At 40.6% G+C, this 22,889-nt stretch carries 29 protein-coding genes; 22 read left to right on the top strand and 7 right to left on the bottom strand.

Annotation, left to right across the window (positions count from 1 at the left end; all coding sequences use genetic code 11):
• Nucleotide 1: 1 nt before the first annotated feature.
• Nucleotides 2-184, top strand: coding sequence for a zinc-finger domain-containing protein (locus AWT60_RS11515; protein WP_024422748.1), 183 nt, complete (start codon nucleotides 2-4; stop codon nucleotides 182-184).
• A gap of 172 nt (nucleotides 185-356) precedes the next feature.
• Nucleotides 357-539: a hypothetical protein gene (locus AWT60_RS11510; protein WP_008346368.1), complete on the top strand. Its 183-nt coding sequence runs from the start codon at nucleotides 357-359 to the stop codon at nucleotides 537-539.
• Nucleotides 540-590: 51 nt separating this feature from the next.
• Here the strand turns inward: AWT60_RS11510 and cspD are convergent, their stop codons facing one another.
• Nucleotides 591-791: a cold-shock protein CspD gene (cspD, locus tag AWT60_RS11505; protein WP_024422747.1), complete on the bottom strand. Its 201-nt coding sequence runs from the start codon at nucleotides 789-791 to the stop codon at nucleotides 591-593.
• A gap of 262 nt (nucleotides 792-1,053) precedes the next feature.
• On the opposite strand from cspD, the gene AWT60_RS11500 reads away from it, so the two are divergent.
• Nucleotides 1,054-1,755, top strand: coding sequence for an AIM24 family protein (locus AWT60_RS11500; protein WP_218677286.1), 702 nt, complete (start codon nucleotides 1,054-1,056; stop codon nucleotides 1,753-1,755).
• A 32-nt stretch (nucleotides 1,756-1,787) separates the two neighbouring features.
• Here the strand turns inward: AWT60_RS11500 and AWT60_RS11495 are convergent, their stop codons facing one another.
• Nucleotides 1,788-2,939, bottom strand: a complete 1,152-nt coding sequence (locus tag AWT60_RS11495) for a diglucosyl diacylglycerol synthase (RefSeq protein ID WP_041109555.1) — start codon at nucleotides 2,937-2,939, stop codon at nucleotides 1,788-1,790.
• A gap of 228 nt (nucleotides 2,940-3,167) precedes the next feature.
• A complete protein-coding gene (gene metA / locus AWT60_RS11490; protein ID WP_218677285.1) occupies nucleotides 3,168-4,076 on the bottom strand; it encodes a homoserine O-acetyltransferase MetA in 909 nt (302 codons plus the stop codon).
• Nucleotides 4,077-4,215: 139 nt separating this feature from the next.
• Here metA and AWT60_RS11485 point away from each other — a divergent pair, with 139 nt between their 5' ends.
• From AWT60_RS11485 to AWT60_RS11430, 12 genes are all read left to right on the top strand, one after another.
• The gene (locus AWT60_RS11485; RefSeq protein WP_218677284.1) at nucleotides 4,216-5,898 is read left to right on the top strand and encodes a formate--tetrahydrofolate ligase; all 1,683 of its coding nucleotides are present in this window, start codon (nucleotides 4,216-4,218) and stop codon (nucleotides 5,896-5,898) included.
• 74 nt (nucleotides 5,899-5,972) lie between these two features.
• Entirely contained in the window at nucleotides 5,973-6,455 is a 483-nt protein-coding gene (locus tag AWT60_RS11480) for a glutathione peroxidase (RefSeq protein WP_041109551.1), read from the top strand.
• A gap of 13 nt (nucleotides 6,456-6,468) precedes the next feature.
• A complete protein-coding gene (locus AWT60_RS11475) occupies nucleotides 6,469-7,080 on the top strand; it encodes an HD domain-containing protein (protein ID WP_256928479.1) in 612 nt (203 codons plus the stop codon).
• Nucleotides 7,081-7,110: 30 nt separating this feature from the next.
• Nucleotides 7,111-8,247, top strand: a complete 1,137-nt coding sequence (locus AWT60_RS11470) for a conserved virulence factor C family protein (protein WP_034280519.1) — start codon at nucleotides 7,111-7,113, stop codon at nucleotides 8,245-8,247.
• 307 nt (nucleotides 8,248-8,554) lie between these two features.
• Nucleotides 8,555-10,231, top strand: a complete 1,677-nt coding sequence (gene ilvD / locus AWT60_RS11465) for a dihydroxy-acid dehydratase (RefSeq protein WP_024422739.1) — start codon at nucleotides 8,555-8,557, stop codon at nucleotides 10,229-10,231.
• A gap of 81 nt (nucleotides 10,232-10,312) precedes the next feature.
• Nucleotides 10,313-10,747, top strand: a complete 435-nt coding sequence (locus tag AWT60_RS11460; RefSeq protein ID WP_024422738.1) for a BrxA/BrxB family bacilliredoxin — start codon at nucleotides 10,313-10,315, stop codon at nucleotides 10,745-10,747.
• Nucleotides 10,748-10,813: 66 nt separating this feature from the next.
• On the top strand, nucleotides 10,814-11,602 hold the full coding sequence (locus tag AWT60_RS11455) for a class I SAM-dependent methyltransferase (RefSeq protein ID WP_041109546.1): 789 nt from the start codon (nucleotides 10,814-10,816) through the stop codon (nucleotides 11,600-11,602).
• Nucleotides 11,603-11,900: 298 nt separating this feature from the next.
• The gene (locus tag AWT60_RS11450) at nucleotides 11,901-12,518 is read left to right on the top strand and encodes a YpjP family protein (RefSeq protein ID WP_218677283.1); all 618 of its coding nucleotides are present in this window, start codon (nucleotides 11,901-11,903) and stop codon (nucleotides 12,516-12,518) included.
• An 18-nt stretch (nucleotides 12,519-12,536) separates the two neighbouring features.
• On the top strand, nucleotides 12,537-13,064 hold the full coding sequence (locus AWT60_RS11445; RefSeq protein WP_024428140.1) for a phosphatidylglycerophosphatase A family protein: 528 nt from the start codon (nucleotides 12,537-12,539) through the stop codon (nucleotides 13,062-13,064).
• 103 nt (nucleotides 13,065-13,167) lie between these two features.
• Entirely contained in the window at nucleotides 13,168-13,962 is a 795-nt protein-coding gene (locus AWT60_RS11440; RefSeq protein WP_024422734.1) for a thymidylate synthase, read from the top strand.
• Complete coding sequence (gene folA, locus AWT60_RS11435) at nucleotides 13,959-14,444, top strand: type 3 dihydrofolate reductase (protein ID WP_075623355.1); 486 nt, start codon at nucleotides 13,959-13,961, stop codon at nucleotides 14,442-14,444. Before AWT60_RS11440 ends, folA begins: the two co-directional genes overlap by 4 nt.
• A 19-nt stretch (nucleotides 14,445-14,463) precedes the next feature.
• The gene (locus AWT60_RS11430) at nucleotides 14,464-15,087 is read left to right on the top strand and encodes a lysophospholipid acyltransferase family protein (protein ID WP_075611540.1); all 624 of its coding nucleotides are present in this window, start codon (nucleotides 14,464-14,466) and stop codon (nucleotides 15,085-15,087) included.
• A gap of 37 nt (nucleotides 15,088-15,124) precedes the next feature.
• Here the strand turns inward: AWT60_RS11430 and trhA are convergent, their stop codons facing one another.
• Together trhA and AWT60_RS11420 are read right to left on the bottom strand one after the other, a co-directional pair.
• On the bottom strand, nucleotides 15,125-15,763 hold the full coding sequence (gene trhA, locus AWT60_RS11425; protein WP_024428144.1) for a PAQR family membrane homeostasis protein TrhA: 639 nt from the start codon (nucleotides 15,761-15,763) through the stop codon (nucleotides 15,125-15,127).
• Between the two features lie 14 nt (nucleotides 15,764-15,777).
• Complete coding sequence (locus AWT60_RS11420; RefSeq protein WP_041085773.1) at nucleotides 15,778-16,743, bottom strand: sigma 54-interacting transcriptional regulator; 966 nt, start codon at nucleotides 16,741-16,743, stop codon at nucleotides 15,778-15,780.
• Between the two features lie 181 nt (nucleotides 16,744-16,924).
• On the opposite strand from AWT60_RS11420, the gene ilvA reads away from it, so the two are divergent.
• From ilvA to ypmT, 7 genes are all read left to right on the top strand, one after another.
• Nucleotides 16,925-18,193: a threonine ammonia-lyase IlvA gene (gene ilvA, locus AWT60_RS11415; protein WP_025093104.1), complete on the top strand. Its 1,269-nt coding sequence runs from the start codon at nucleotides 16,925-16,927 to the stop codon at nucleotides 18,191-18,193.
• 36 nt (nucleotides 18,194-18,229) lie between these two features.
• The gene (locus AWT60_RS11410; RefSeq protein WP_024422728.1) at nucleotides 18,230-18,481 is read left to right on the top strand and encodes a YpmP family protein; all 252 of its coding nucleotides are present in this window, start codon (nucleotides 18,230-18,232) and stop codon (nucleotides 18,479-18,481) included.
• Between the two features lie 187 nt (nucleotides 18,482-18,668).
• Nucleotides 18,669-19,511 carry a DegV family protein gene (locus AWT60_RS11405; protein WP_075611538.1) on the top strand — a complete coding sequence of 281 codons (843 nt, stop codon included), beginning with the start codon at nucleotides 18,669-18,671 and terminating at the stop codon, nucleotides 19,509-19,511.
• Between the two features lie 23 nt (nucleotides 19,512-19,534).
• Complete coding sequence (locus AWT60_RS11400; protein WP_041085770.1) at nucleotides 19,535-20,125, top strand: SCO family protein; 591 nt, start codon at nucleotides 19,535-19,537, stop codon at nucleotides 20,123-20,125.
• 69 nt (nucleotides 20,126-20,194) lie between these two features.
• Nucleotides 20,195-20,956 (top strand): SGNH/GDSL hydrolase family protein, encoded by a 762-nt coding sequence (locus AWT60_RS11395; RefSeq protein ID WP_041086834.1) that lies wholly within the window; start codon nucleotides 20,195-20,197, stop codon nucleotides 20,954-20,956.
• A gap of 10 nt (nucleotides 20,957-20,966) precedes the next feature.
• Nucleotides 20,967-21,533, top strand: a complete 567-nt coding sequence (locus AWT60_RS11390; protein ID WP_041085768.1) for a YpmS family protein — start codon at nucleotides 20,967-20,969, stop codon at nucleotides 21,531-21,533.
• Between the two features lie 24 nt (nucleotides 21,534-21,557).
• Nucleotides 21,558-21,755 (top strand): protein YpmT, encoded by a 198-nt coding sequence (ypmT, locus tag AWT60_RS11385; RefSeq protein WP_024422723.1) that lies wholly within the window; start codon nucleotides 21,558-21,560, stop codon nucleotides 21,753-21,755.
• A gap of 32 nt (nucleotides 21,756-21,787) precedes the next feature.
• On the opposite strand, the gene AWT60_RS11380 is transcribed toward ypmT, so the two are convergent.
• A complete protein-coding gene (locus AWT60_RS11380; protein ID WP_218677282.1) occupies nucleotides 21,788-22,453 on the bottom strand; it encodes a DUF4397 domain-containing protein in 666 nt (221 codons plus the stop codon).
• Between the two features lie 121 nt (nucleotides 22,454-22,574).
• Nucleotides 22,575-22,835, bottom strand: a complete 261-nt coding sequence (locus AWT60_RS11375) for a hypothetical protein (RefSeq protein ID WP_024422721.1) — start codon at nucleotides 22,833-22,835, stop codon at nucleotides 22,575-22,577.
• Nucleotides 22,836-22,889: the final 54 nt, after the last annotated feature.

Here is a 22,889-nt window from a genome sequence, read left to right as displayed (position 1 = left end):
TGTGGATAAAAAAACAGCAGTACAAGAATTGACGGATCTCCAAGACACGTATTGTTCAGATTGTTTGATTAAGAAGCACTTTCGAAAAGAATATGGAAAAAAATACGCCCACTCCTTTTGTATTCAGCAATGCACAGTAGGAGAGAAAATAAAAGAATACGGACAGACGCTGCTTAAAAAGTAAGCGGCTGCCGCCCCGGTTTTCCCTGCTCAAACATCCGCTCATGAAAAAAAACGGATAGAATGTGTAAAAAAAGAACATATTCTGAAAAATGAGCCGATATAACTATAGAAAGTTTTGGTTGAGTTACTTTTTGACTAAGTGACGGATAATAGAGGAAAAGGGGAAGGCCGGCATGGATAATAAGGATTTCGAAACGGTATTACATCGAACATTTCAAGAGGTATACAGCGATCTAGAGCAGCTAGTAGATGTAGCAAAGAAGGGAAGACCTTTTCTCGAAAAAGATATTTCTGAAATTGAACAACGACTGAAACAAAATATTTTAGCCATTGAAATTCAGCTGAAAATCAAATAAGAGAGGCATAAGCCTCTCTTTATTTTGTCGTTTCATCATTGATTTAGTTGATTAAAGTTTTGTTACGTTTGCAGCTTGAGGTCCACGATTACCTTCAACGATTTCAAAAGAAACTTCTTGTCCTTCTTCTAAAGACTTGTAGCCGTCACCTTCGATAGCTGTGAAGTGAACGAATACATCGTCTCCGCCTTCAACTTCAATGAAGCCGAAACCTTTTTCATTATTGAACCATTTTACTTTACCGTTTTGCATATTGCTTTTTCCTCCTAGTACTGTAGCACACCTTTTGGCATACTAAAAAAAATTTTCATCACCTAACGACTTTGCAGTTGTTAAATGATGGTTCCACTATACACCATCAAAAGTAAAGCGTCAAGCAGGCGAGCCAAATTTTGAGCAGAATGTTTGATTTTTTTGTTTTTTTGGTGAATAACAGTGAAATATAAAACGTTCTTTTCGGAACCTCACGTGCAGCTTGTCCGTATATAAAAAAAATACAGAAAGAGGTGCAATCATGAATCGTTATACACTTGAAGAATTTGTTCAGAATACGCAGCAAGAAGATAAAGGAGAAGGTGTCTTCGAACTTGAAACATCAAGACTTTTAGAAATTAATTTGACTGACACGATTTGGGCAAAAACGGGTTCCATGGTTTCCTATCGAGGGAAAATCAAATTTGAACGTGAAGGTGTTTTTGAGCACGGCGTCTCAAAAATGTTCAAAAAAATGCTCTCAGGAGAAGGCACCTCACTAATGAAGGCGACAGGTGATGGGAAATTATATATGGCAGATCAAGGTAAAAAAATCTCGATTCTTCGTTTGGCTCAAGGAGAATCCATTTTTGTGAATGGAAACGATCTGCTCGCGTTTGAACCATCTGTCCGCTGGGATATCAAATTGATGAAAAAAGTGTCTGGCATGCTTGCAGGTGGATTATTTAATGTCAAATTAGAAGGGCCAGGCTTAGTAGCAATCACAAGTCATTATGAGCCGCTGACACTCATTGTTCAGCCGGGTGACTCTGTTTATACAGATCCGAATGCGACTGTTGCGTGGTCAGGGGATTTAAAAACTGAATTTGTGACAGATGTTTCCTTTAAAACGTTTATTGGCAGGGGAAGCGGAGAGTCCATTCAAATGAAGTTTACCGGAAGCGGCTTTGTTGTCGTTCAGCCGTTTGAAGAAGTATACACAACAAATGGAAATCAAGGGTGAAGAAAAGGTGTCCGTCATTGACGGACACCTTTTTATGATAATGCGCGAGCATAAGTTTTGTTATTCATGATGAGATCTGACTGCTCGACGATATCTTCCAAAATGGTTTGGGAAGATTGTTTTAAGTGCAGTTTTTTCATGTTTTGTTTCATTGTTTCTAATTTTTCTTCATCCTGCAGTAAGCTGGTCACAGATTCTAAAATGTCTTCATGTCTGTTAATGACAATGGCAGCGCCATAATCCTCAAAGAAAAGAGCATTTTCCTTTTCTTGTCCAGGGACAGGCTTGTAAAGAATGACTGGGACACCGATTGCAGTTGCTTCTGTTAAAGTAATGCCGCCTGGTTTTGTAATCATACAATCTGTTACTCTGAACAATTCATCAATTTGTTCCACATATCCAAGCGCCTTCAATTGATCTGGGTGTGCTTGTTCAAGAACGCTAAGCGATTGTTTCAGCGCGGCGTTCTTTCCGCATACAACAACAATTTGTACTTCACTGTCGAGAAGCAGCGCCTCACATAATTCCTTCACATTTTTTAGTACACCGTGAGCACCGGCCATGATGAGAAGAACTTTTTTATCTGATGATAATCCATATTTCTTATAGATCATCGATTTTGGCACGTCTGCTTCAAACTGTGGTCTAATAGGAATACCTGTCACCTTGACATCGCTTGGATGTGTGCCGATTTCCACTAATTTTTGTTTCACATAATCGGTTGCAACATAGTATCGGTCGATGTTTTCATGTACCCAAATCTTATGGAGACAAAAATCTGTCATGACATTAAAAGTCGGAATCACTTTACCTGTTTTGTTTCGGTATTCTGGTACCACAATCATTGGGAATGTAATAATGATGATGTCCGGATTGTGTAACTGAATTAATTCATCGAGACGCTTATTTCCCATTTTTAAATAAATGTTAAATTTGCGTTTATTGTAAATTTTATCTACACCGTAATAAAACAAGCGATAAAATTGTTTCCCAATGGAAAAGCTCTTCAAGTATAAATATTGAGTCACTTCTGACACAATGGGATTCGATTCTTGATACAAATTAGAAACTACAACATGTTCAAACCCTTGGGATTTGCATTCATCATACAGTGTTTTTGCTACCTGCATATGTCCATTTCCATAATTTGCGGTCAAGATTAATATTTTTTTATTGGTATTCAAGAATATTCACCTCAAATGTAATCAACAACAACAAAACTTCGTACGAAAACTATTAATCTCATAGGTCTACATATACATAAAGATAACATATAAACAGTTAGAGCATATCATTCGTTACGAAAGAATTAAACTAATTTTAAAAAACAAACAGATTCAATTGATAATGGAAGACAGAGCCATTTGTATTTTAACACATTTTGACGATTTATCATCAGACCACAGTCTATTTTATTCCCAAACGTATGGTGTTTCTTGATAAACATAATAATTAAGCCAATTCATAAACAATAAGGTTGCATGGGCTTTCCAGCGATTTACTGGAATTAATGTGTCACCATCTTCTATAAAATAGTGGACAGGTTTTTGGACTGTATCATGTTTCAATAAATCTCTTTCATATTCCTGCATCAATGTATCTGTATCATATTCAGGATGTCCAGTTAAAAATACTTGTTTATCATCATCTGAAACAATTAAACAAACACCCGCTTCTTCAGACATACTCAAGACTTTCAAATTCGGCGTGTTTTTTAATTGTTCTGTATTAATATCTGTATGCCTAGAATGTGGGACATAGTATACTTCATCAAAACCTCTGACTAATCTTTCTTTTTTCTCTTTCACAATATGCTCAAATACGCCAAATTTTTTCTCGGGAAGCTTGATTTTTTCAATCCCGTAATGGTGATATAAACCTGCCTGTGCACCCCAGCAAATATGAAGGGTAGACGTCACATTGGTTTTACTCCAGTCCAAAATGTCCTGCAGTTCTTTCCAATAAGAAACTTCTTCAAAAGGTAAGTGCTCGATTGGTGCGCCAGTGATGATCATTCCATCAAATTTTTTATAGCGAATCGATTCAAAGGTCGTATAAAATTCATCTAGATGCTCTCTCGACGTATTCTTCGGTGTATGTGTACTTGGAATCAAAAACGTAAAGTACACTTGTAAAGGAGAATTTCCGAGCATTCTCAGCAGCTGCGTTTCAGTTTGTATTTTTTTTGGCATTAAATTTAAGATCACGATATTCAAAGGACGGATATCTTGCTTGAATGCCCTTGTCTCATCCATGACGAAAATATTTTCGCTCTCTAGTATTTGTTTTGCCGGCAGATGAACTGGTATGTTAATAGGCAACTCGCCACCCCCTGAACCAAAGCTAATTTCACTTCATTATAGGAACTTTCTGGCGATATTTCAATGTTTCAATTATGTTACAATGAAAAATAGAGCAAAAAAGAATGCTGTTTCTGTAAAAAAAGGAGGCCGTTTTGTTATGATCACAAAGCATTTATCAGATATTGACATTGCCCAAAAGGCTAAGCTGAGACCGATTCAAGACATCGCAGCAAAGCTGCAAATACATGACGAAGAATTAGAATGCTATGGTTTCACAAAAGCGAAAATTTCTTTGACTATTTTTGACCGTTTAAAGAAACAAAAAGAAGGACACGTGATTCTTGTCACTTCGATTAACCCTACGCCAGCAGGTGAGGGGAAATCCACCGTAACTGTCGGCCTTGGTCAAGCCTTCGAAAAAATTGGCAAAAAAGCGATCATTGCGATGCGTGAGCCATCATTAGGTCCTACAATGGGGATTAAAGGCGGAGCAGCGGGCGGAGGATATTCACAGGTGCTGCCAATGGAAGAAATCAATCTTCATTTCACAGGAGATTTTCATGCCATTACATCTGCACATAACGCCCTATCTGCATTTATTGATAACCATATCCATCACGGAAATGAACTTGGCATCGACACGCGGCGCATTGTGTGGAAGCGGGTGCTTGATTTAAACGATCGTGCATTAAGACAGGTCGTTGTCGGACTTGGCGGTCAGTTAAATGGGTATCCTAGAGAAGACGGATTTGATATTACAGTGGCTTCCGAAATGATGGCGATCCTCTGTTTAGCAGAAGACTTAAACGACTTAAAAAAACGTCTTTCTTCTATTGTTGTTGCCTATAATCAAGAAGGAGAGCCAGTCACTGTGGGAGCACTTGGATATGAAGGTGTTCTGACGTTACTTTTAAAAGATGCACTCAAACCGAACCTTGTTCAAACGATTGAAGGAACCCCAGCCCTTGTCCATGGCGGTCCTTTTGCTAATATTGCACATGGATGCAATAGTTTAATTGCTACCAAAATGGCAGCAAAATTAGCTGATTATGTCGTAACAGAAGCTGGATTCGGAGCAGATCTTGGAGCAGAAAAGTTCCTGCACATTAAAACAAGAGCTGGTGATTTCAAACCTGGTGCAGTTGTCATTGTGGCGACAGTGAGAGCATTAAAGATGCATGGCGGAATCAAGAAAACCGAACTCAAAGAAGAGAATGCACACGCCGTATTAGAAGGTATACATAATTTAGAAAAGCATATTGAAACCGTGCAAGCTTTTGGTCTTCCATATATTGTCGCGGTAAACCGGTTTATGACGGATACAAAAGAAGAGATTCAAGTGATAGAAGATTGGTGCGGCAAACATGGCCATCCAGTCAAAGCCGTGAATGTATGGGAAGAAGGGGGCGAAGGCGGGACAGATCTTGCCGAGGAACTAGCGTCACTCATTGAAAAGAAAAAGAACAACTTTACCTATTTGTATGAAGAGAACGATTCCATCGAAGAAAAGTTATCTAAAGTGGCCAAAGTGGTTTACGGGGCAGATGGGGTCACGCTCACAACTAAAGCAAGAAAGCAGCTGGCTGCCATGGAGGAAAACGGCTGGGCTCATTTGCCGGTTTGTATGGCAAAAACACAATATTCTCTTTCGGATGATCCAGCTTTAATCGGCAGACCTAAAGGCTTTACCATTACGATTCGAGAGTTAAAACCATCTGTAGGAGCAGGGTTTATTGTAGCCTTAACCGGAAGCATTTTGACAATGCCTGGCTTACCTAAAAAACCTGCGGCTCTCGAAATGGATTTATTAAAAGACGGCAGTGTGACAGGACTCTTTTAAACGGGAGCATAAAAAGCGATTTTCTAAAAGAAGCATGTTACGATAGGAAAAAGTGAATCCTAGGAGGCTATGAGATGTCAATTTATGATATTCAGGTCAAGACCATTAATGGTCAGGAACAATCGATGGCAGATTATAAAGGAAAAGTGCTCATTATTGTAAATACAGCAAGCAAATGTGGGCTGACTCCTCAATTTAAACAATTACAAGAGCTATATGATCAATATCATGAAAAGGGCCTTGAAATTTTAGGATTTCCGTGTAACCAATTTATGAACCAAGAGCCAGAAGGAGAAGAAGCCATTCAAGAATTCTGTTCTTTGAATTATGGAGTGACCTTCCCTATGTTTGCGAAAGTAGATGTCAATGGCGAAGAGGCGCACCCGCTGTTCAAGCATTTAACAAGTGAAGCGAAAGGTGTGCTTGGGACAAAAACAGTGAAATGGAATTTCACAAAATTTATCGTGGACCAAGACGGAGAAGTTATTGAACGATTCTCGCCGAAAACACCACCAAAAGAATTAGAAAGCTCAATCATTGCTCTGCTTAACAAATAAGATGCTGACAGTCATGCAGCGAAAACAATTGGAGGCAGCTGCCTCCTTTGTTTCAGACAGGCTGAAGAATGAACCGACTGGACACGATGCGGCTCATGTTGCTCGTGTGCGCCAGCTTGCCGTTCGTATTGCAAATCAGGAAGGCGGCTCTCTTTTTATCATCGAAATGGCGGCGATTGTACATGATGTCATTGATGAAAAGCTGTCAAGTGAATGGAAGGTCACTGAAAAGCAGCTTGAGAACCAGCTCCTTTTGTGGGAATTGGACACGCGGGATGTCCGCTATATCATGGACATTATTACAACGATGTCTTTTCGTCATCGGCATAAGCAGTTTAGGCCAATGACGTTAGAAGGGGCCATTGTTCAAGATGCGGATAGGCTGGATGCGATAGGAGCAAGCGGTATCGCTAGAGTGTTTACGTATGCTGGCGCAACAGGTGAGCCTCATTATACAGAGGACACGCAGCAGGGCTCTGTGCTAAAGCATATGGAAGAAAAACTGCTCAAATTAAAAGACTTGATGAACACTCATGCAGGAAAGCAGCTTGCTGATGAGCGGCATGAATTGATGAGTTTATTTATCAAGAAGTGGAAAGAAGAATGCGGCCTTACAGATGAGTAGGGTCTTTATGTATGTAAGGAGGATATATCAATGAAAATAACAGCAATAGAACCAACGCCAAGTCCGAATACCATGAAGGTTATTTTGACAGAAGCACTTGCCGGTGGTAAAAGCAACAACTACAAAAAGGATCAAAAAGACGAAGCGCCAGAAATGATTAAGCGTATTTTAAGCATTGAAGGTGTAAAAGGGGTTTATCATGTTGCAGATTTCTTAGCGGTTGAGCGAAATGCAAAGTTTGACTGGCAGGGAATTTTACAACAGGTCAGAGAAGCCTTTGGACAAGAAACAGAAGGTCTTCAGGAAGGATCGCAGTCAGGCGATGACACATTTGGTGAAGTGAAAGTGTTTGTCCAAATGTTTAATGGGATTCCAATGCAGGTCAAACTGTCAGACGGTGAAAGAGAAGAGCGGTTTGGCATGCCTGAACGTTTTCAAGCAGCCATTTTAAAGCTTAGAAGCAGCTCAGACAATGTCGTGTTTGAACGTGTGTGGAAAGAACACGGCGTTCGTTTTGGAGAATTTGCTGATATCGGTCAGGAAGTCACAGAAGAGCTGCAAGCAGCCTATGATGACGAGCGTTTAGCTCGATTAACAGAGGCGGTTAAAGAAGGGCAGGAAGCTGTAGATAGACAGGTGAACCGAAAGGCATATGATGTAACAGAAGACATGCTGCAAGAGGAAGATTGGAAAAAACGTTTTGCCCATTTAGAGCAAATGCAGCCAGAGCTAAAGGATATACCTGTTTTAATGAAAGCAATGGAGGATCCCAAAACGTCTATTCGCAGACAAGCTGTTGTGAATGCTGGCATGATTGAAGATCCTGCCATTCTGCCTATTTTATATAAAGGGCTCGAAGACAAAACAGTGACGGTCCGCAGAACGGCTGGCGACTGTATTTCTGACCTTGGTGATCCAAGTGCTATCGAAGCCATGATCGCAGCATTAAAGGACCCGAGTAAGCTTGTCCGCTGGCGTGCAGCTATGTTCCTTTATGAAGAAGGGGACGAAACGGCACTTGAAGCATTAAAAGAAGCAGAGCAAGACCCTGAGTTTGAAGTCAGTCTCCAAGTGAAAATGGCGATTGAGCGCATTGAGCATGGAGAAGAAGCAAAAGGCTCTGTGTGGAAGCAAATGACAGAAAGTAGAAAGAATGCATCAGAATGATGAGAAAGATGAACAAGCTGCCAATGAAAAGCAGCTTGTTTTTCTAAAAACGATAGACAGAAAAATTTTTTTAGAAAAATTATTTTGAATATTGTTGAAATATGCGAAAAAACTCTATATAGTAGTACCAATATAGAATATTGGAGGTCAGATTTTATGACACGAACCTTGCTGAGCGCTTGCTTCAGCAGCCATGTTAGTCATCGGTCATTCATAGGTGGCTAAATAAACAGAAAATTTGTAAAATAAAATCAACTCAAAATCATGCAGTCAACAAGACTTGTAGTATAGGAGGCTTTTTAAACAGATGGCAGAACTACGCAGTAATATGATTAAACAGGGAATCGACAGAGCACCTCACCGAAGCTTACTAAGAGCGGCGGGGGTAAAGGATGAGGATTTCGGCAAGCCATTTATTGCCGTATGTAATTCCTATATTGATATTGTCCCAGGACATGTCCATCTTCAGGAATTCGGGAAGATTGTGAAAGAAGCCATTCGTGAAGCTGGCGGAGTGCCATTTGAATTCAATACGATTGGCGTCGATGATGGAATTGCCATGGGTCATATCGGGATGAGATATTCATTGCCAAGCCGTGAAATCATTGCTGACTCTGTGGAAACCGTCGTATCTGCTCATTGGTTTGATGGAATGGTTTGTATTCCTAACTGCGATAAAATCACACCAGGAATGATGATGGCAGCGATGCGCGTGAATATCCCGACTGTCTTTGTGAGCGGGGGACCGATGGAAGCGGGTAGAACAAGTGATGGCAGAAAAATTTCTCTTTCTTCTGTGTTTGAAGGCGTTGGTGCATACCAGTCAGGTAAAATCAATGAAGAGGAATTAAATGAATTAGAGCAGTTTGGCTGTCCAACCTGCGGATCTTGTTCAGGTATGTTTACAGCTAACTCAATGAACTGTTTAGCGGAAGCACTCGGGATTGCTCTTCCTGGAAATGGAACGATTTTGGCGACATCACCAGAGCGAAGAGAATTTGCGAAGAAGTCTGCAAAACAACTCATGGAGCTCATCAAAAAAGATATTAAACCACGGGATATTGTCACTGAAAAAGCAATTGATAATGCATTTGCATTAGATATGGCACTTGGTGGTTCAACCAATACCGTTCTTCACACATTGGCAATTGCGAATGAAGCAGGTGTTGAATATTCACTTGAACGTATCAATGAGGTAGCAGAACGTGTGCCTCATTTATCGAAACTTGCTCCAGCTTCAGACGTTTATATTGAGGATTTACATGAAGCAGGCGGCGTTACAGCGGCACTAAATGAATTGTCTAAAAAAGAAGGAGCTCTTCATTTAGATACAATGACCGTCACTGCGAAAACGCTTGGCGAGAACATTGCGGGGCATGAGGTAAAAGATTATAACGTCATTTATCCAATTGACAAGCCATTTACTGAAAAAGGCGGCTTAGCCGTTTTATTTGGAAACCTTGCGCCAGATGGAGCCATCATTAAAACGGGCGGGGTACAAGACGGGATCACACGCCACGAGGGGCCTGCGATCGTATTTGAATCCCAGGAAGAAGCCCTTGAAGGTATCATTAATAGAAAAGTAGAAGCAGGACATGTTGTCATCATTCGCTACGAAGGACCTAAAGGCGGACCTGGCATGCCTGAAATGCTTGCACCTACTTCACAAATCGTCGGCATGGGTCTTGGACCAAAGGTTGCTTTAATTACAGACGGACGTTTTTCCGGCGCTTCTCGCGGATTGTCTATTGGACACGTCTCTCCAGAGGCAGCTGAGGGCGGCCCGCTTGCCTTTGTTGAAAATGGTGACCATGTCGTTGTCGATATCGAGCAGCGCATTTTAAGCGTAGATGTTCCAGAGGAAGAATGGGAAAGAAGAAAAGCAAACTGGAAAGGCTTTGAGCCAAAAGTAAAAACGGGTTATCTTGCTAGATATTCAAAACTTGTGACATCAGCCAATACAGGCGGAATCATGAAAATTTAATCTGATATCGAACATTTGAAAATTGGCTCTCTCTATAGTATCCTTTATTCACAACATAAGGATTATAGAGGGGGCTTTTTTATGTCAATGGCATATGAAGAATACATGCGCCAGCTCGTTGTACCGATGCGTCAAGAGCTGACAAGTGCAGGATTTCAAGAACTAACAACGGAAGAAGAAGTAGAACAAACGATGCAAGAAGCAGAAGGAACGACATTTGTCGTTGTCAATTCTGTATGCGGGTGCGCTGCCGGCTTAGCACGCCCAGCTGCTACACAAGCTGTGATGAAGGCAGAAAAAACACCAGATCGAATTGTCACAGTTTTTGCTGGTCAGGACAGGGAAGCAACGGCAAAAATGAGAGAATACTTCACAGGCGAAGAGCCATCGTCTCCATCTATGGCACTTTTAAAAGGAAATGAACTCGTTCATTTTATTCCGCGTGACGAAATTGAAGGTCATGAAATGGAAGACATCATGAACAACGTCTTATCTGCATTCGAAAAACATTGCTAATACACATGTTGAAATGTCCTGTGATCAAATCAGGGCATTTTTTCTTGATCATGATGGAGGAACCGCATGCTTATCACAACAAGCTTTAGAGCAAATGAACAAACAATTGAAACAGCAAAAGCCCTTGCAGAGGATTTACATGGTGAGTATGTAGAAAGGCGCAAACAATCCGTCAAGCAGCTTGCGATGAAACGAGGAGACGTCCTTGTTGTGGGGAAAGAAAGATTCGAATGGTATCAGCCAAATGGTGAAAAGTTCTTCTTCCATCCAAGCTCAGCGATGTTCAGGGTGAAGCGGCTCATGCGCGGAGAAAAGGATCCTTTAATCGAAGCCACGCAGCTTCAGCCGGGCGATTCCTTTTTAGATTGTACGCTTGGCTTAGGATCAGATGCCATTACAGCAAGCCTGCGAGTAGGTACGGATGGAAGGGTCGTCGGTATCGAAAAGAATCCCATGACAGCATTGTTAGTCCGAGAAGGATTAAACACATGGGAGACAGGGGTAAGAGAGGCCGATGAAGCGATGAAGCGGATATCTGTTGTAAGTGGAGACAGTATCGAGCAGCTAAAAAAGCTCTCTGATGAATCATTTGATGTCGTCTATTTTGACCCGATGTTTGAGGAGACGATTCAAGAATCTGCAAGTATCGCACCGCTCCGTCATGCGGCAGAGCACCACTTTGACCACGAAACAGCCGTCCAAGAAGCACTGAGAGTGGCGAGAAAAAGAGTGGTTTTAAAAGATCATTGGAAAAGTACCCGATTTCTAGCAGACTCCTATCAATTTCACGTTTTAAAACGAAAAACCGCCCAATTTCATTATGGATATATTGAGAAAGAAAAAAGCCCTCGCTAAAGGTTCAGGTGTGCAGACAATTCTTTTTAATTCCTTGTCAATCATCTAAAAAAGCCCTTATTCAGGGCTTTTAATCTGTAATCTCCATATAGACAAAATAAAATAATGTCAGCAAGGAAGCCGTAATAAAAAACCCTTCAAGCATACCCATTCCTCCCAAATTTTAGTCGCCTTTACTGCCATTGTAAACGTTTTATTATAAAAAAGAAAGTCTCAAATCGGTGACCAAATTGAATGACTGAAAATTCATTATATGCTAAAATAGCAGTATGATAACTTATGGAAGGAATTAGATATCATGAAGATGTGGATGAGAAAAACGCTTGTTGCGCTCTTTACGATTGCAACTTTTGGTTTAGTCTCTCCTCCGTCGGCTTTGATGACAGACAAGCCCTCTGAACTTTCTTCATCTGATCAAACGCCTTATACAGCTGTTTATGATACATCAGATGAATTGCGCAGCTGGGAACTAACGCAAGAGGAAAGCAAAGAGCAGATAGACCCCTTTGAGCAATATAAGCAAGAGGTGCTGTCAAGTGCAGAAAATCAATCCTTTCTCAAATTTGGCCGTAAAATCACACCTGTCATTGAGGACGAGTACAGAGAAGAGATTCAGCCGAAGATTGAACAAGTGTTAACCGACTATTTAACAAATTTCAAAGATGACGAAAAATTTCAAGATGTTGTGATAACTGATCAGCCTTCAAGCGGAAATGGCGAAAAAATCTTCCACATTTACAACCGCAAGACCGGAGAAGATTTGCTCCGTTTTCATGTCAGAAGAGATCAGCCGCCTCACAGCGGATATTGGTTTAACTTTCATTACCATACAGCAGAAGATGGATTCCAGACGCATCATGAACTCGGTAATATTTACTGGGACAAAAACACCCCGCCGAGCTGGATGAGCCACTAGAAGGAGATGTCATGCCAATTGAAAAAATATACAATGAACGAAATGGTGCAGATTACAAAACAAATGTTAAACGATCGCGGAGTGAAAATTGAAGATATCGCACACATTGTGCTGAAGCTCCAAGAAAAATATCATCCAAACCTTCCACTTAGTGTCTGTATTGAAAATGTTGAAAAAGTGCTGAATAAAAGAGAAATTGTCCATGCAGTTTTAACAGGACTTGCCCTTGATCAGCTGGCAGAAAAAAAGCTTTTGCCAGAACCTTTACAGCACTTAGTTGAAACAGATGAGCCGCTATATGGAATTGATGAGATTATTCCGCTTTCCATTGTCAATGTATATGGATCAATCGGTTTGACCAACTTCGGTTATTTAGATAAAGAGAAATTTGGTATTATTCGTGAATTAGATGAAGGCCGTCCAGGGGAAGTGCATACTTTCCTTGATGACCTAGTCGCTGCACTTGCCGCAGCAGCTGCAAGCCGCATTGCTCACTCACACCAAGATATTAAGGATGAAGAGCAGGAACGAGTGAATCAAGCATAAAAAGAAAAACATGTCTGCTCATCATGCAGGCATGTTTTTTTGGTTTCAAGAAAAGCTGAAATAAGGTAAACTACAACAAGAACATAAATAAAGGATGAAAAAAATGAAACAATACAAAGAGTTATGCCGTCATGTATTACAGCACGGGGATGAAAAAGGTGACAGAACGGGTACAGGTACAATCAGCACGTTCGGTTACCAGATGAGATTTGATTTACAGGAAGGGTTTCCTCTTTTAACCACAAAGAAATTACACCTGAAATCAATCATTCATGAGTTGCTTTGGTTTTTAAAAGGTGATACAAATGTCAAATATCTTCAAGAAAATGGTGTCCGGATTTGGAACGAATGGGCAGATGAAAATGGAGAGCTGGGCCGTGTGTACGGTGCACAGTGGAGATCATGGGCGAGCGGAGACGGCGAGACAGTGGATCAGATCGCAAAGCTGATTCATGATATTGAGCACAACCCGAATTCAAGACGACTGATCGTCAGTGCTTGGAACCCGGGGGAAATTGATCAAATGGCGCTGCCTCCTTGTCATTGTCTGTTTCAATTTTACGTATCAAACGGGAAGCTTTCCTGCCAGCTATATCAAAGATCGGCAGATATCTTTTTAGGCGTGCCATTTAATATCGCTTCATATGCTCTTCTAACGATGATGATTGCCAAAGTCACAAATCTTGAGCCAGGAGAGTTTATTCATACACTCGGAGATGCTCATATTTACCAAAATCATCTTCCACAGGTGAAAATGCAGCTAGAGCGCGAGGAACGCACGCTTCCTACGCTTCGTATTACAAGAGATGTAAAAAGCATTTTTGATTTTACCTTTGATGATTTTGTGCTTGAGAACTATGATCCGCATCCGCATATTAAAGGAGAAGTCAGTGTATGATTTCCATGATTGCGGCGACAGGAGAAGATAGAGTCATTGGTCAAGATAATCAAATGCCTTGGCATTTACCAGCAGATTTAGCGTATTTTAAAAAAGTCACAGGCGGTCATACGATTGTCATGGGCAGAAAAACCTTTGAATCCATTGGACGAGCGCTGCCTAACCGCCGAAATATTGTGCTGACCACAAGTTCTTCTTTTAAAGCTGAAGGATGCGAGGTTGTTCATTCAATTGCTGACATTTTGGCAATTGGGGAACACGAGACAGAGTTATTTATCATTGGCGGGTCTAAGCTGTATGAAGAAATGATGCCATATGCGGATCGTCTCTATATCACGCACATTCACCATGCGTTTGAAGGAGACCGCTATTTCCCGTATTACAATGAAGATGAATGGACGATTGTATCACGCGAAAAAGGCCATCGTGACGAAAAGAACCCCTACAATTATGAATTTGTCGTCTATGACAAAAAAGGATAAGTGAGTAGGAGGAGTCCGGTTGTTTCGTTATTGGTTTTTAACGATTTATGTTGTTGTATCCTTTTTAAAAAGTATGAGGCATTTGTACGATCATGAATTAACAGATCCACGCATTTCTTATACGAAACGAATGCATCTCATTCATGAGCATGCAAAAAGGTTTGCCCGGGGATGTATTGATCAATCAGGATCAGTCATGACCATTCATCAGCAAAAGAAGCTACCAGATGGTCCGGTTATCTATGTCACAAAAGAGCTGAATCCAGTCACGACGACATTATTGACTGGCCACCTTGAGCAGCCATTTGCTTTCATGGCAAAGCCGAAGCTCTTTCGGTATCCGATTTTAAAACAATGGCTTAAAAAAATGGCGGTCATTCATCAGAATCAAACGGATGAGGTCTTATTAGAAGAAGCAAAGGAAAGAATCATGTCTGGGCAGAGTCTACTGCTTTCAGAAGAGTATCGTCATATTGCAGAGGCACTTGCTGCAGAATTCGATTGTCCGCTTGTACCGATTCAAACGAGCGGAACGGATCGTCTTTTAACTGGGAAGATCGTGAAAAGACTGCGTCCTGTCAATGTCGATATTCATATTAAAGCACCTGTCATGATCAGTGATTACGCACAAAAACGTGCATAGAAAAAACCAGCACCCGGATAGTGGATGCTGGTTTTTTTCATGCAGCAGGAATGTTTACGCAATAGAATAAAATACAGAAGAACATCGATGCACTGCCGCCGAGAACAAAGCTGTGCCAAATCGCATGGTGATAGGGGATTTTCCGCCAAATATAAAAGATGGTTCCGACTGAATATAATATGCCGCCTAACAGTAAGAGTCCAAATCCTGCACCTGTTAATTGGATATAAAGCGGTTTGATGGCAATGATAATCATCCAGCCCATTAATAAATAGACGAGAGTAGATACGATAATAAAACGTTTGACGAAAAAGATTTTAAAGACAATCCCACCAGCAGCAAGCGCCCATACAATCGCAAGAAGCGTATAGCCGAGTGCACCTTTTAGTGGTCCAAGTAAAAAGGGTGTATATGTACCAGCAATCAATACATAAATAGCCGAGTGGTCGAGGATTTCAAAAATATCTTTTGTTTTTTTGTGCCGAATGCTATGAAGCAAGGTTGAACTTAAATAGAGCAGCAGCATGGATGCACCAAATATCGAAAAGCTGATAATGTCTGTGACGGTGCCGTATTGAACAGCGAATAAGACGAGAAACACAATAGCTGGTATGGATAAAATAACACCAATGCCATGTGTAATGGCGTTTGCAATTTCTTCTTTTACAGTAAACAATGGATGTCCTCCTTTTATTGAACAGGTATATAACCATCAAGCGACTTCAGGAATGAAAGACCTTCAAGTGTAATTTTCGTTCCGGCCCTGCCTTTTCCTTTCGTCACGTATGCTTTTTTCTCAAGATCATCTAAGCGGTTTCTCACCTGCTGAGGGGTGAGCGGAATGTCTCCTTGTTTGCTTAATTCAGATAAGATGCGTCTGCTGGCCGCTTCTCCTTTTTCATTAAGAGATTTAATGGCTTCCAGCAAGAAAACAAACTCTTGTTTTTCCATTAGTGTAAGCTGGTGTTCTTCCTTTTTACCTTTCACGGCTGAGGGAAGAGGTGCTAATACAAAGGGAGGTAAATGATGTAAAAATACCGTGTGGCCCTCGAGTATGGACGCAGCGTAATGAACGATATTTTTGAGCTCTTGCACATTTCCTTCAAATGGATACTGCTGCAAGGCTTCCCAAACGCTTGGATCAATGTCAGGAGCCATGTTCAGCTCTTGAAAGAAAGCATTTGTTAACACAGGAATGTCTGTTTTTCGTTCAGCTAAAGCCGGAAGAGCCAAATGAAGAACATTCAGACGATAAAACAGCTCGGGTAAAAAGGTAGAAGAAACCCTGAGTGCCTCTATTGATAAAGACGAAGAAGCGATAACTTTTGTTGCAGACGTTTCTAGAAAGTGAATGACCTTGTGCTGCATAGGAATACTTAATACGGCGACCTCATCTAAATAAAGAATTTGATTGTTTTTTTCTGTGAAGGCTTTCTGTAAGATTTCTTCATTCAAGATGGGGCAATACATGTGTGTCATTGCTGCGTGTGGAATAGATGCGTTCGCCATTTCTTGGGCAAATAGTGTTTTGCCAGTGCCGGTGTCTCCTGTTATCAAGACCGGCTGCTCGTTTTTCGAGAATTGTTTTGCCAGATGAATTGCATGCTTGATGTCTTGATGATCTCCATATATAGACGTGAACGAATGTGTAGCCATAGGGTGATTCCTTTCTTTGTGGTTCTAATTGGTTCAATTGTAACACCCAATTAAAACAAATGTACAGGAAAACGAAAAAGTTTTTAAAATTTATGATGGATACATGATCTATTGGTTTATTTTTTGAATATTCATGTTATAATGACAAATTAAATAAGGTTAAAGAGAAAGGATCTTGTACATGAAACCGTTGCTCAAAGAAAATACGCTAATTCAAGTGAAAGACATCTTAAAAGCCCATCAAAATTTGAAGGATGTAGTCATTCATACACCACTTCAAAAAAATGAGCGACTTTCTGAACGATATGAATGTAATGTCTACTTAAAAAGAGAGGATCTTCAAGTAGTTCGTTCCTTTAAATTAAGAGGCGCTTTTAATAAAATGAGCCAGCTTCCAAAAGATAAACTAGAAAATGGCATTGTCTGTGCAAGTGCTGGAAATCACGCGCAGGGTGTTGCCTATTCTTGTAAATATTTAGGCATCCACGGGAAAATTTTTATGCCTGCTACGACGCCAAGGCAAAAAGTATCACAAGTGGAGCTGTTCGGAAAAGAATATGTTGAAATTATCTTAACCGGAGATACGTTTGATGATTCGTATCATGAAGCCGTAAAATGCGGAGATGAAGAAAAGCGCGAATTTATCCATCCGTTTGATGATTTGGATGTGATGGCAGGACAAGGAACGACTGCTGTCGAAATATTAAATGATATCGAAGTGGAGCCTCACTTTTTATTTGCAAGTGTCGGAGGTGGAGGTCTGTTATCTGGTGTTGGTACATATATCAAAAATATCTCACCAGAAACCGAAATCATTGCAGTCGAACCGCTTGGCGCAGCTTCACTGCATGCGTCACATGAGAAGGGCGAGGTTGTGACACTTGATTCGATTGATAAGTTTGTGGACGGAGCAGCGGTTCAGCGGATTGGCGAAAAGACGTTTACATCGCTTCAGTCTGTTGTCGATAAAATCAGTCTAGTACCAGAAGGGAAAGTATGTACAACAATTTTGGAGCTGTATAATCAATGTGCGATTGTAGCAGAACCGGCAGGCGCATTGCCGATCGCAGCATTAGATGCCCATCGCGAGGAGATTAAAGGCAAAAATGTTGTCTGCATTGTCAGTGGAGGAAATAATGACATCGGCAGAATGCAGGAAATCAAAGAACGCTCGATGATCTATGAAGGGCTTCAACATTACTTTATTGTCAATTTTCCGCAAAGAGCAGGAGCACTTCGAGAATTTTTAGATGAAGTGTTAGGACCAAATGACGATATCTCACGCTTTGAATATACGAAAAAGAATAATCGAAGCAAAGGTCCTGCGCTAGTTGGCATCGAATTGAAAGAAAGAGATGACTATGCCGCGCTGATTGAGCGGATGGATAAAAAAGGCTTCCACTATGTTGAAGTGAATAAAGATCAAGATTTATTCCACCTATTTATTTAGGCTTAACAGATAATTGGAAAAGAGGATTGATCGTTTGTGCTGCTCAAAACAATATGTTTTAGACGGATGGATGGAGCTCAGATCAAGGTAACAGAAGTCCCTGTTCTAAAGGGAGATGAGACGTATCGTTTCATGCTCACCTTTAGACTTGAAGCTTTCTTGAAAAAAGTCTATGTATCTAAAGGAAAGAGAGCTGTGTACTCTTTCAGAGAGGATGTGAAACGTAACGTCAAGTGGAGCACATATGAACAGATCTATCAGGAGCCTACACTGAAACACAATGCGTAAGCAGGAATCTTTGTCAAAGGGGGTAAGTAGCCATTTTGAAACGGCTGCTGCTCAGTTTGGCAAGGATTTTTTTCGTGACAAGAAGAAAATGTGACAATTTCAAAAACGTTAGGTCAGTTGTTTTCAAGTGTGCAGGAAATAAGGTAATATCATAAGTAAAGACTAAGACAGCAAGGATGAGACGATAGTGAAACAAATTAAAATTGTAACAGATTCAACTGTGGACCTTCCGCAAGAAAAAATCAATGATCTTTCCATTCACGTGATTCCGCTCAATATCTCCATTTCTGGAGTTGATTATATTGACCGAGTGAATATACAGCCAGATGAATTTATTGAAAAAATGGAGGCCGCTGAGGAACTGCCGAAAACGTCTCAACCTGCGATCGGTCAATTCGTCGAATTATATGAAAAGCTGACGGCAGATGGAAGCGAAGTGATCAGTATCCATTTAACTGGTGGAATGAGTGGTACTGTTCAAACTGCTGAAAGCGCTTCGAAAATGGTGGATGGAAATATCACGGTGATTGATTCGAATTTTATTTCCTATGGATTAGGATTTCAAGTCATCAAAGCAGCAGAACTAGCCAAAAAGGGTGCAAGCCGTGAAGAGATTATCACAGAATTAGATAAAATCCGTCATCAAACAAAGCTATATGTCACGATCGATACATTAGAAAATCTTGTCAAAGGCGGCAGAATTGGAAGAGGAAAGGCGCTCATCGGCTCACTTCTTCACATCAAACCAATTGCCAGCTTAACAGACGGGGTATATACGCCAGAAGCGAATGTGAGAAGCTACTCTGCGCTTGTCCGCCATCTGACAAAACAGTATGTACAGGCGGTGAAGGGAAAAACAGTTCAAGCCATTGGGATAGCACACGCAGATGCATTAGAACTCGCTGAAAAGCTAAAAAAAGCGCTGCTTGATCACACACCTGAAGCACTGATTGACATCGCCTACACAACACCGATTATTTCGTGTCATACTGGAAAGGGCGCAATAGGCTTTACTTTTTATACCGATTGATAGAAAAAGGGGATGGACATATCATGTATAGAAAAAGGGGAGCCTTACTTGGTGCGCTTATGATGATAAGCGTGCTTCTTTTAGTCTCATGTTCAAATGGACAAATCAAGGATGCGTTAAATTATCAAATAGAACCGTTTGAGTTTGAAAACCAAGATGGTCAAAAGGTGTCATTGGATGATTTGAAGGGGAAAGTATGGGTAGCAGATTTTATTTTCACAAGCTGTGAAACGATCTGTCCGCCGATGACCGCTCATATGACAGAGCTGCAAAAACGGTTAAAAGAAGACAAGTTGGATGCGCATATCATTTCCTTTAGCGTGGACCCAGAGGTCGATTCACCGAAAAAGCTAAAGAAGTTTGCAAAAGCCTATCCATTGTCCTTTAAAAATTGGGATTTTCTCACTGGGTATTCACAGTCAGAAATTGAAAAATTCGCAATGAAAAGCTTTAAAACCATTGTCAAAAAACCTGAAGATGAAGACCAAGTGATTCATCAGTCCCTGTTTTTTCTTGTCAATCAAGATGGGAAAGTGATGAAAAACTATGATGGGGTGCAAAACACACCATATGATGACATCATCAAGGACATCAAAACGCTGAACCGAAGCTAGCATAAGGATGTTCAAATGGGCGAAAACATGATACACTTTTTTAATCAGAAAAAGGAGGGACATCATCGTTTGAAGGCTCGTTTGATTTTGATTGTGATGTCTCTAGCTTTTGTTCTTTCTGCATGTTCCGCGCAAGAGGCTGGCATAAAGGATAAACTAGAAGACACACCAAAAATAAAAGAACATATTACCATCGCAGCGGTTGGAGATTCCTTAACAGAAGGAATCGGAGATCAAGATAAAAAAGGCTATGCAGGCATGACCCGTGACAAGATAGAAGCAGTGGACGGCGTGAGTTCTGTCACATTAAAAAACTATGCCATTAAAGGCAGTAGAACAGTAGATTTATTAAAAAGATTAAAAGAAAAAAAGGTGCAGGACGGACTGAAAGACGCTGACTATATTTTCTTTACGATCGGCGGGAATGATCTCATGCATGTTGTCCGTCAAAATGTGCTTAATTTGACGTTTGCTCCTTTTCAAAAAGAGCAGGGTCCTTTTGAAGAGCGCTTTAAAACCATTCTTGCTCAACTGAGAGAACAGAATGATCATGCGAAAATCATGTATGTCAGCATGTACAATCCTTTTAAATTCAGTTTGTCTGAGCTGCGAGATATTGATGAAGTCGTTCAAGACTGGAATGCCGCTGCCAAAAAGGAACTCAAAAAAGACGGCAATGCGGATATGGTCAATGTAGCAGATTTATTTGAAGAAGGTTCTGATGAAAAATTACTGGCAGAAGATGATTTCCACCCAAACCAAAAGGGGTACTCTCTTATGGCAAATCGTTTATTCTCCGAAGTGAAAAAAGAAGGACTGCCGAAGGAATAGGGTGAAATAGATGAAAAAATGGAAAAGCTTATTTTTTATTTTACTTGCAATCAATCTATTGATTGTGATTGCCTGCGGTATTTTAATGCTGCTGCCAGGCGGTCAATCCGCTTCAACCAAAGAAGTGAAAAGCGAATATGCTTTTAATATATCCAGCTCAAAAGAATCGCTCACCAGCTTTGTGAATGATTATTTAAAAAATCAAGGATCAAATGATATGCCAGACTTTCATGTAGCGATCGATCAAGATGTGAAAGTAACAGGCGCAATTAAAGCTTTCTCTTCAACGATTGATGCAAACGTCTCATTTACGCCAACTGTTGAAGATAATGGTGATGTGCTTTTGAAAGTGGATGACTTTTCAATTGGACAATTGAGCATTCCGATTAGTTTTGTTTTAAGCTACATGGGTCAGTTCTATGAGCTGCCAGAGTTCGTTCATGTAAAACCGGATCAAAAAACGGTTGAAGTGCGTCTTTCAGAAATGCCGCTGACGAATGATATGTATGTGAAAGCAAACAAAATTGATCTACAGAACGATGAAATTGAATTTTCATATTATCATCCAAAGCAATAGAACGTGTGAGTCAGGAGTGTTATCATGAAGCGAGTCTATCAATATTTTAGTTTACTGTCGTTTTTATTTGCTGCGTACTTTGGTATAACAGCTGCCAATGCTTTAAAAGCAGAAAATATCGATCAGTTTTACTTAAATATTGCCTACTGTGCATTATTTCTTGGCACGATGATTCTTGCTTTTGATTTTCAAAAGCAAGAAAAAGCTGAAGATGTCTCGTAAGGAGCCTTTTCCATTGTAGGAAAGGCTCTTTTTTATAGTTGCCGAGACAAGACCACCTTTGCCATAAGTTCAGGTTCTCCGTTAGCAAAACCATGAAGCAGGATCAGGTATGCACGCTTTGTTTGCAGATGAACTTTTGGGATATCAAGCAGTATACTTTGAGTGCCGGCGGCTTTCAATTCAAAATGATATTTATTCGGGGAGAAATGATGAATGTGGGTACTGTTTACATAATCAAGCTCCTTCGATATGATCCCTTGGTCTCGTTCATATATATCTATAGAAGGAAGGTCCGGAGACAGCTGTACAAATGTAAGTGCTGACAGGTCTTCTTGTTTGATCAAAGTAGTCTGCTGCTCAGTCAGCAGTGCAAATCCTGAACGAGCACCTGTGATACAGAGTGTGTAGACCTCGCCGCTCTTAAATTGAATGCGAGAATGAAGAATTTTTTCATTTGTAGCCAGTTTGAACACTTCTATTTCATACATTCCCTCATCCCACTCCATATAAGCGGTCAAATGGCTGTAAGGCATTGTTTTCATCAGCTGCTTCCGGTTCACATAAACAGCGAGCTCACTGAGATCTGGTGCAGCGTGAAATAATCGAATAAAGGCTCTTGATGAAGGGCTGCTTTGAAGATGCTCATAGGCGGCAGTGAATGGCCGATATGGAAAGTCATGATAAAAGAGCTGCTGCATGTCATCAATCCCTTCTTTCTTATGCAAATGGTGTTTTTTGTAGCGTATGCATGAAAAAGACGATCTGTATAGGCAAAAGAAGCAAAGAAAAAAGCCTGACGTATTCCGTCAGGCCGGCATGTTAAGAAGGAGAAGAATATTGATGATATTCAGCTAGTTTAATGAACGTTTTTTCATCCTCAATTAAACCACAAACACCGCACTGGACTTTCATTTGAGGACCTTGATAGCTCAAGTGAAAAGGAGACAGCTGTTCTCCTTCGTATCTTTCGACAACTGCTCCTGTTGCTGGATCTAGCTTGACAGGTTCTGAAAGCTGCTCAATGAGATTAAAGCGCGTTCTGTTTGTTTTACAGTTTGGACAAAGGTAAGGGCTTGTCATGGTTCATTCCACCTCTTTTTATCCGTAGCATGTCCTGAGCGCTAAAATCTATGC

This window comes from Bacillus sp. F2HM, from assembly GCF_019266135.1.
Lineage (GTDB): Bacteria > Bacillota > Bacilli > Bacillales > Bacillaceae > Bacillus > Bacillus safensis.
The sequence above is the reverse complement of the archived record's forward strand: the minus strand, read 5'-3'. Positions and strand labels throughout refer to the sequence as shown.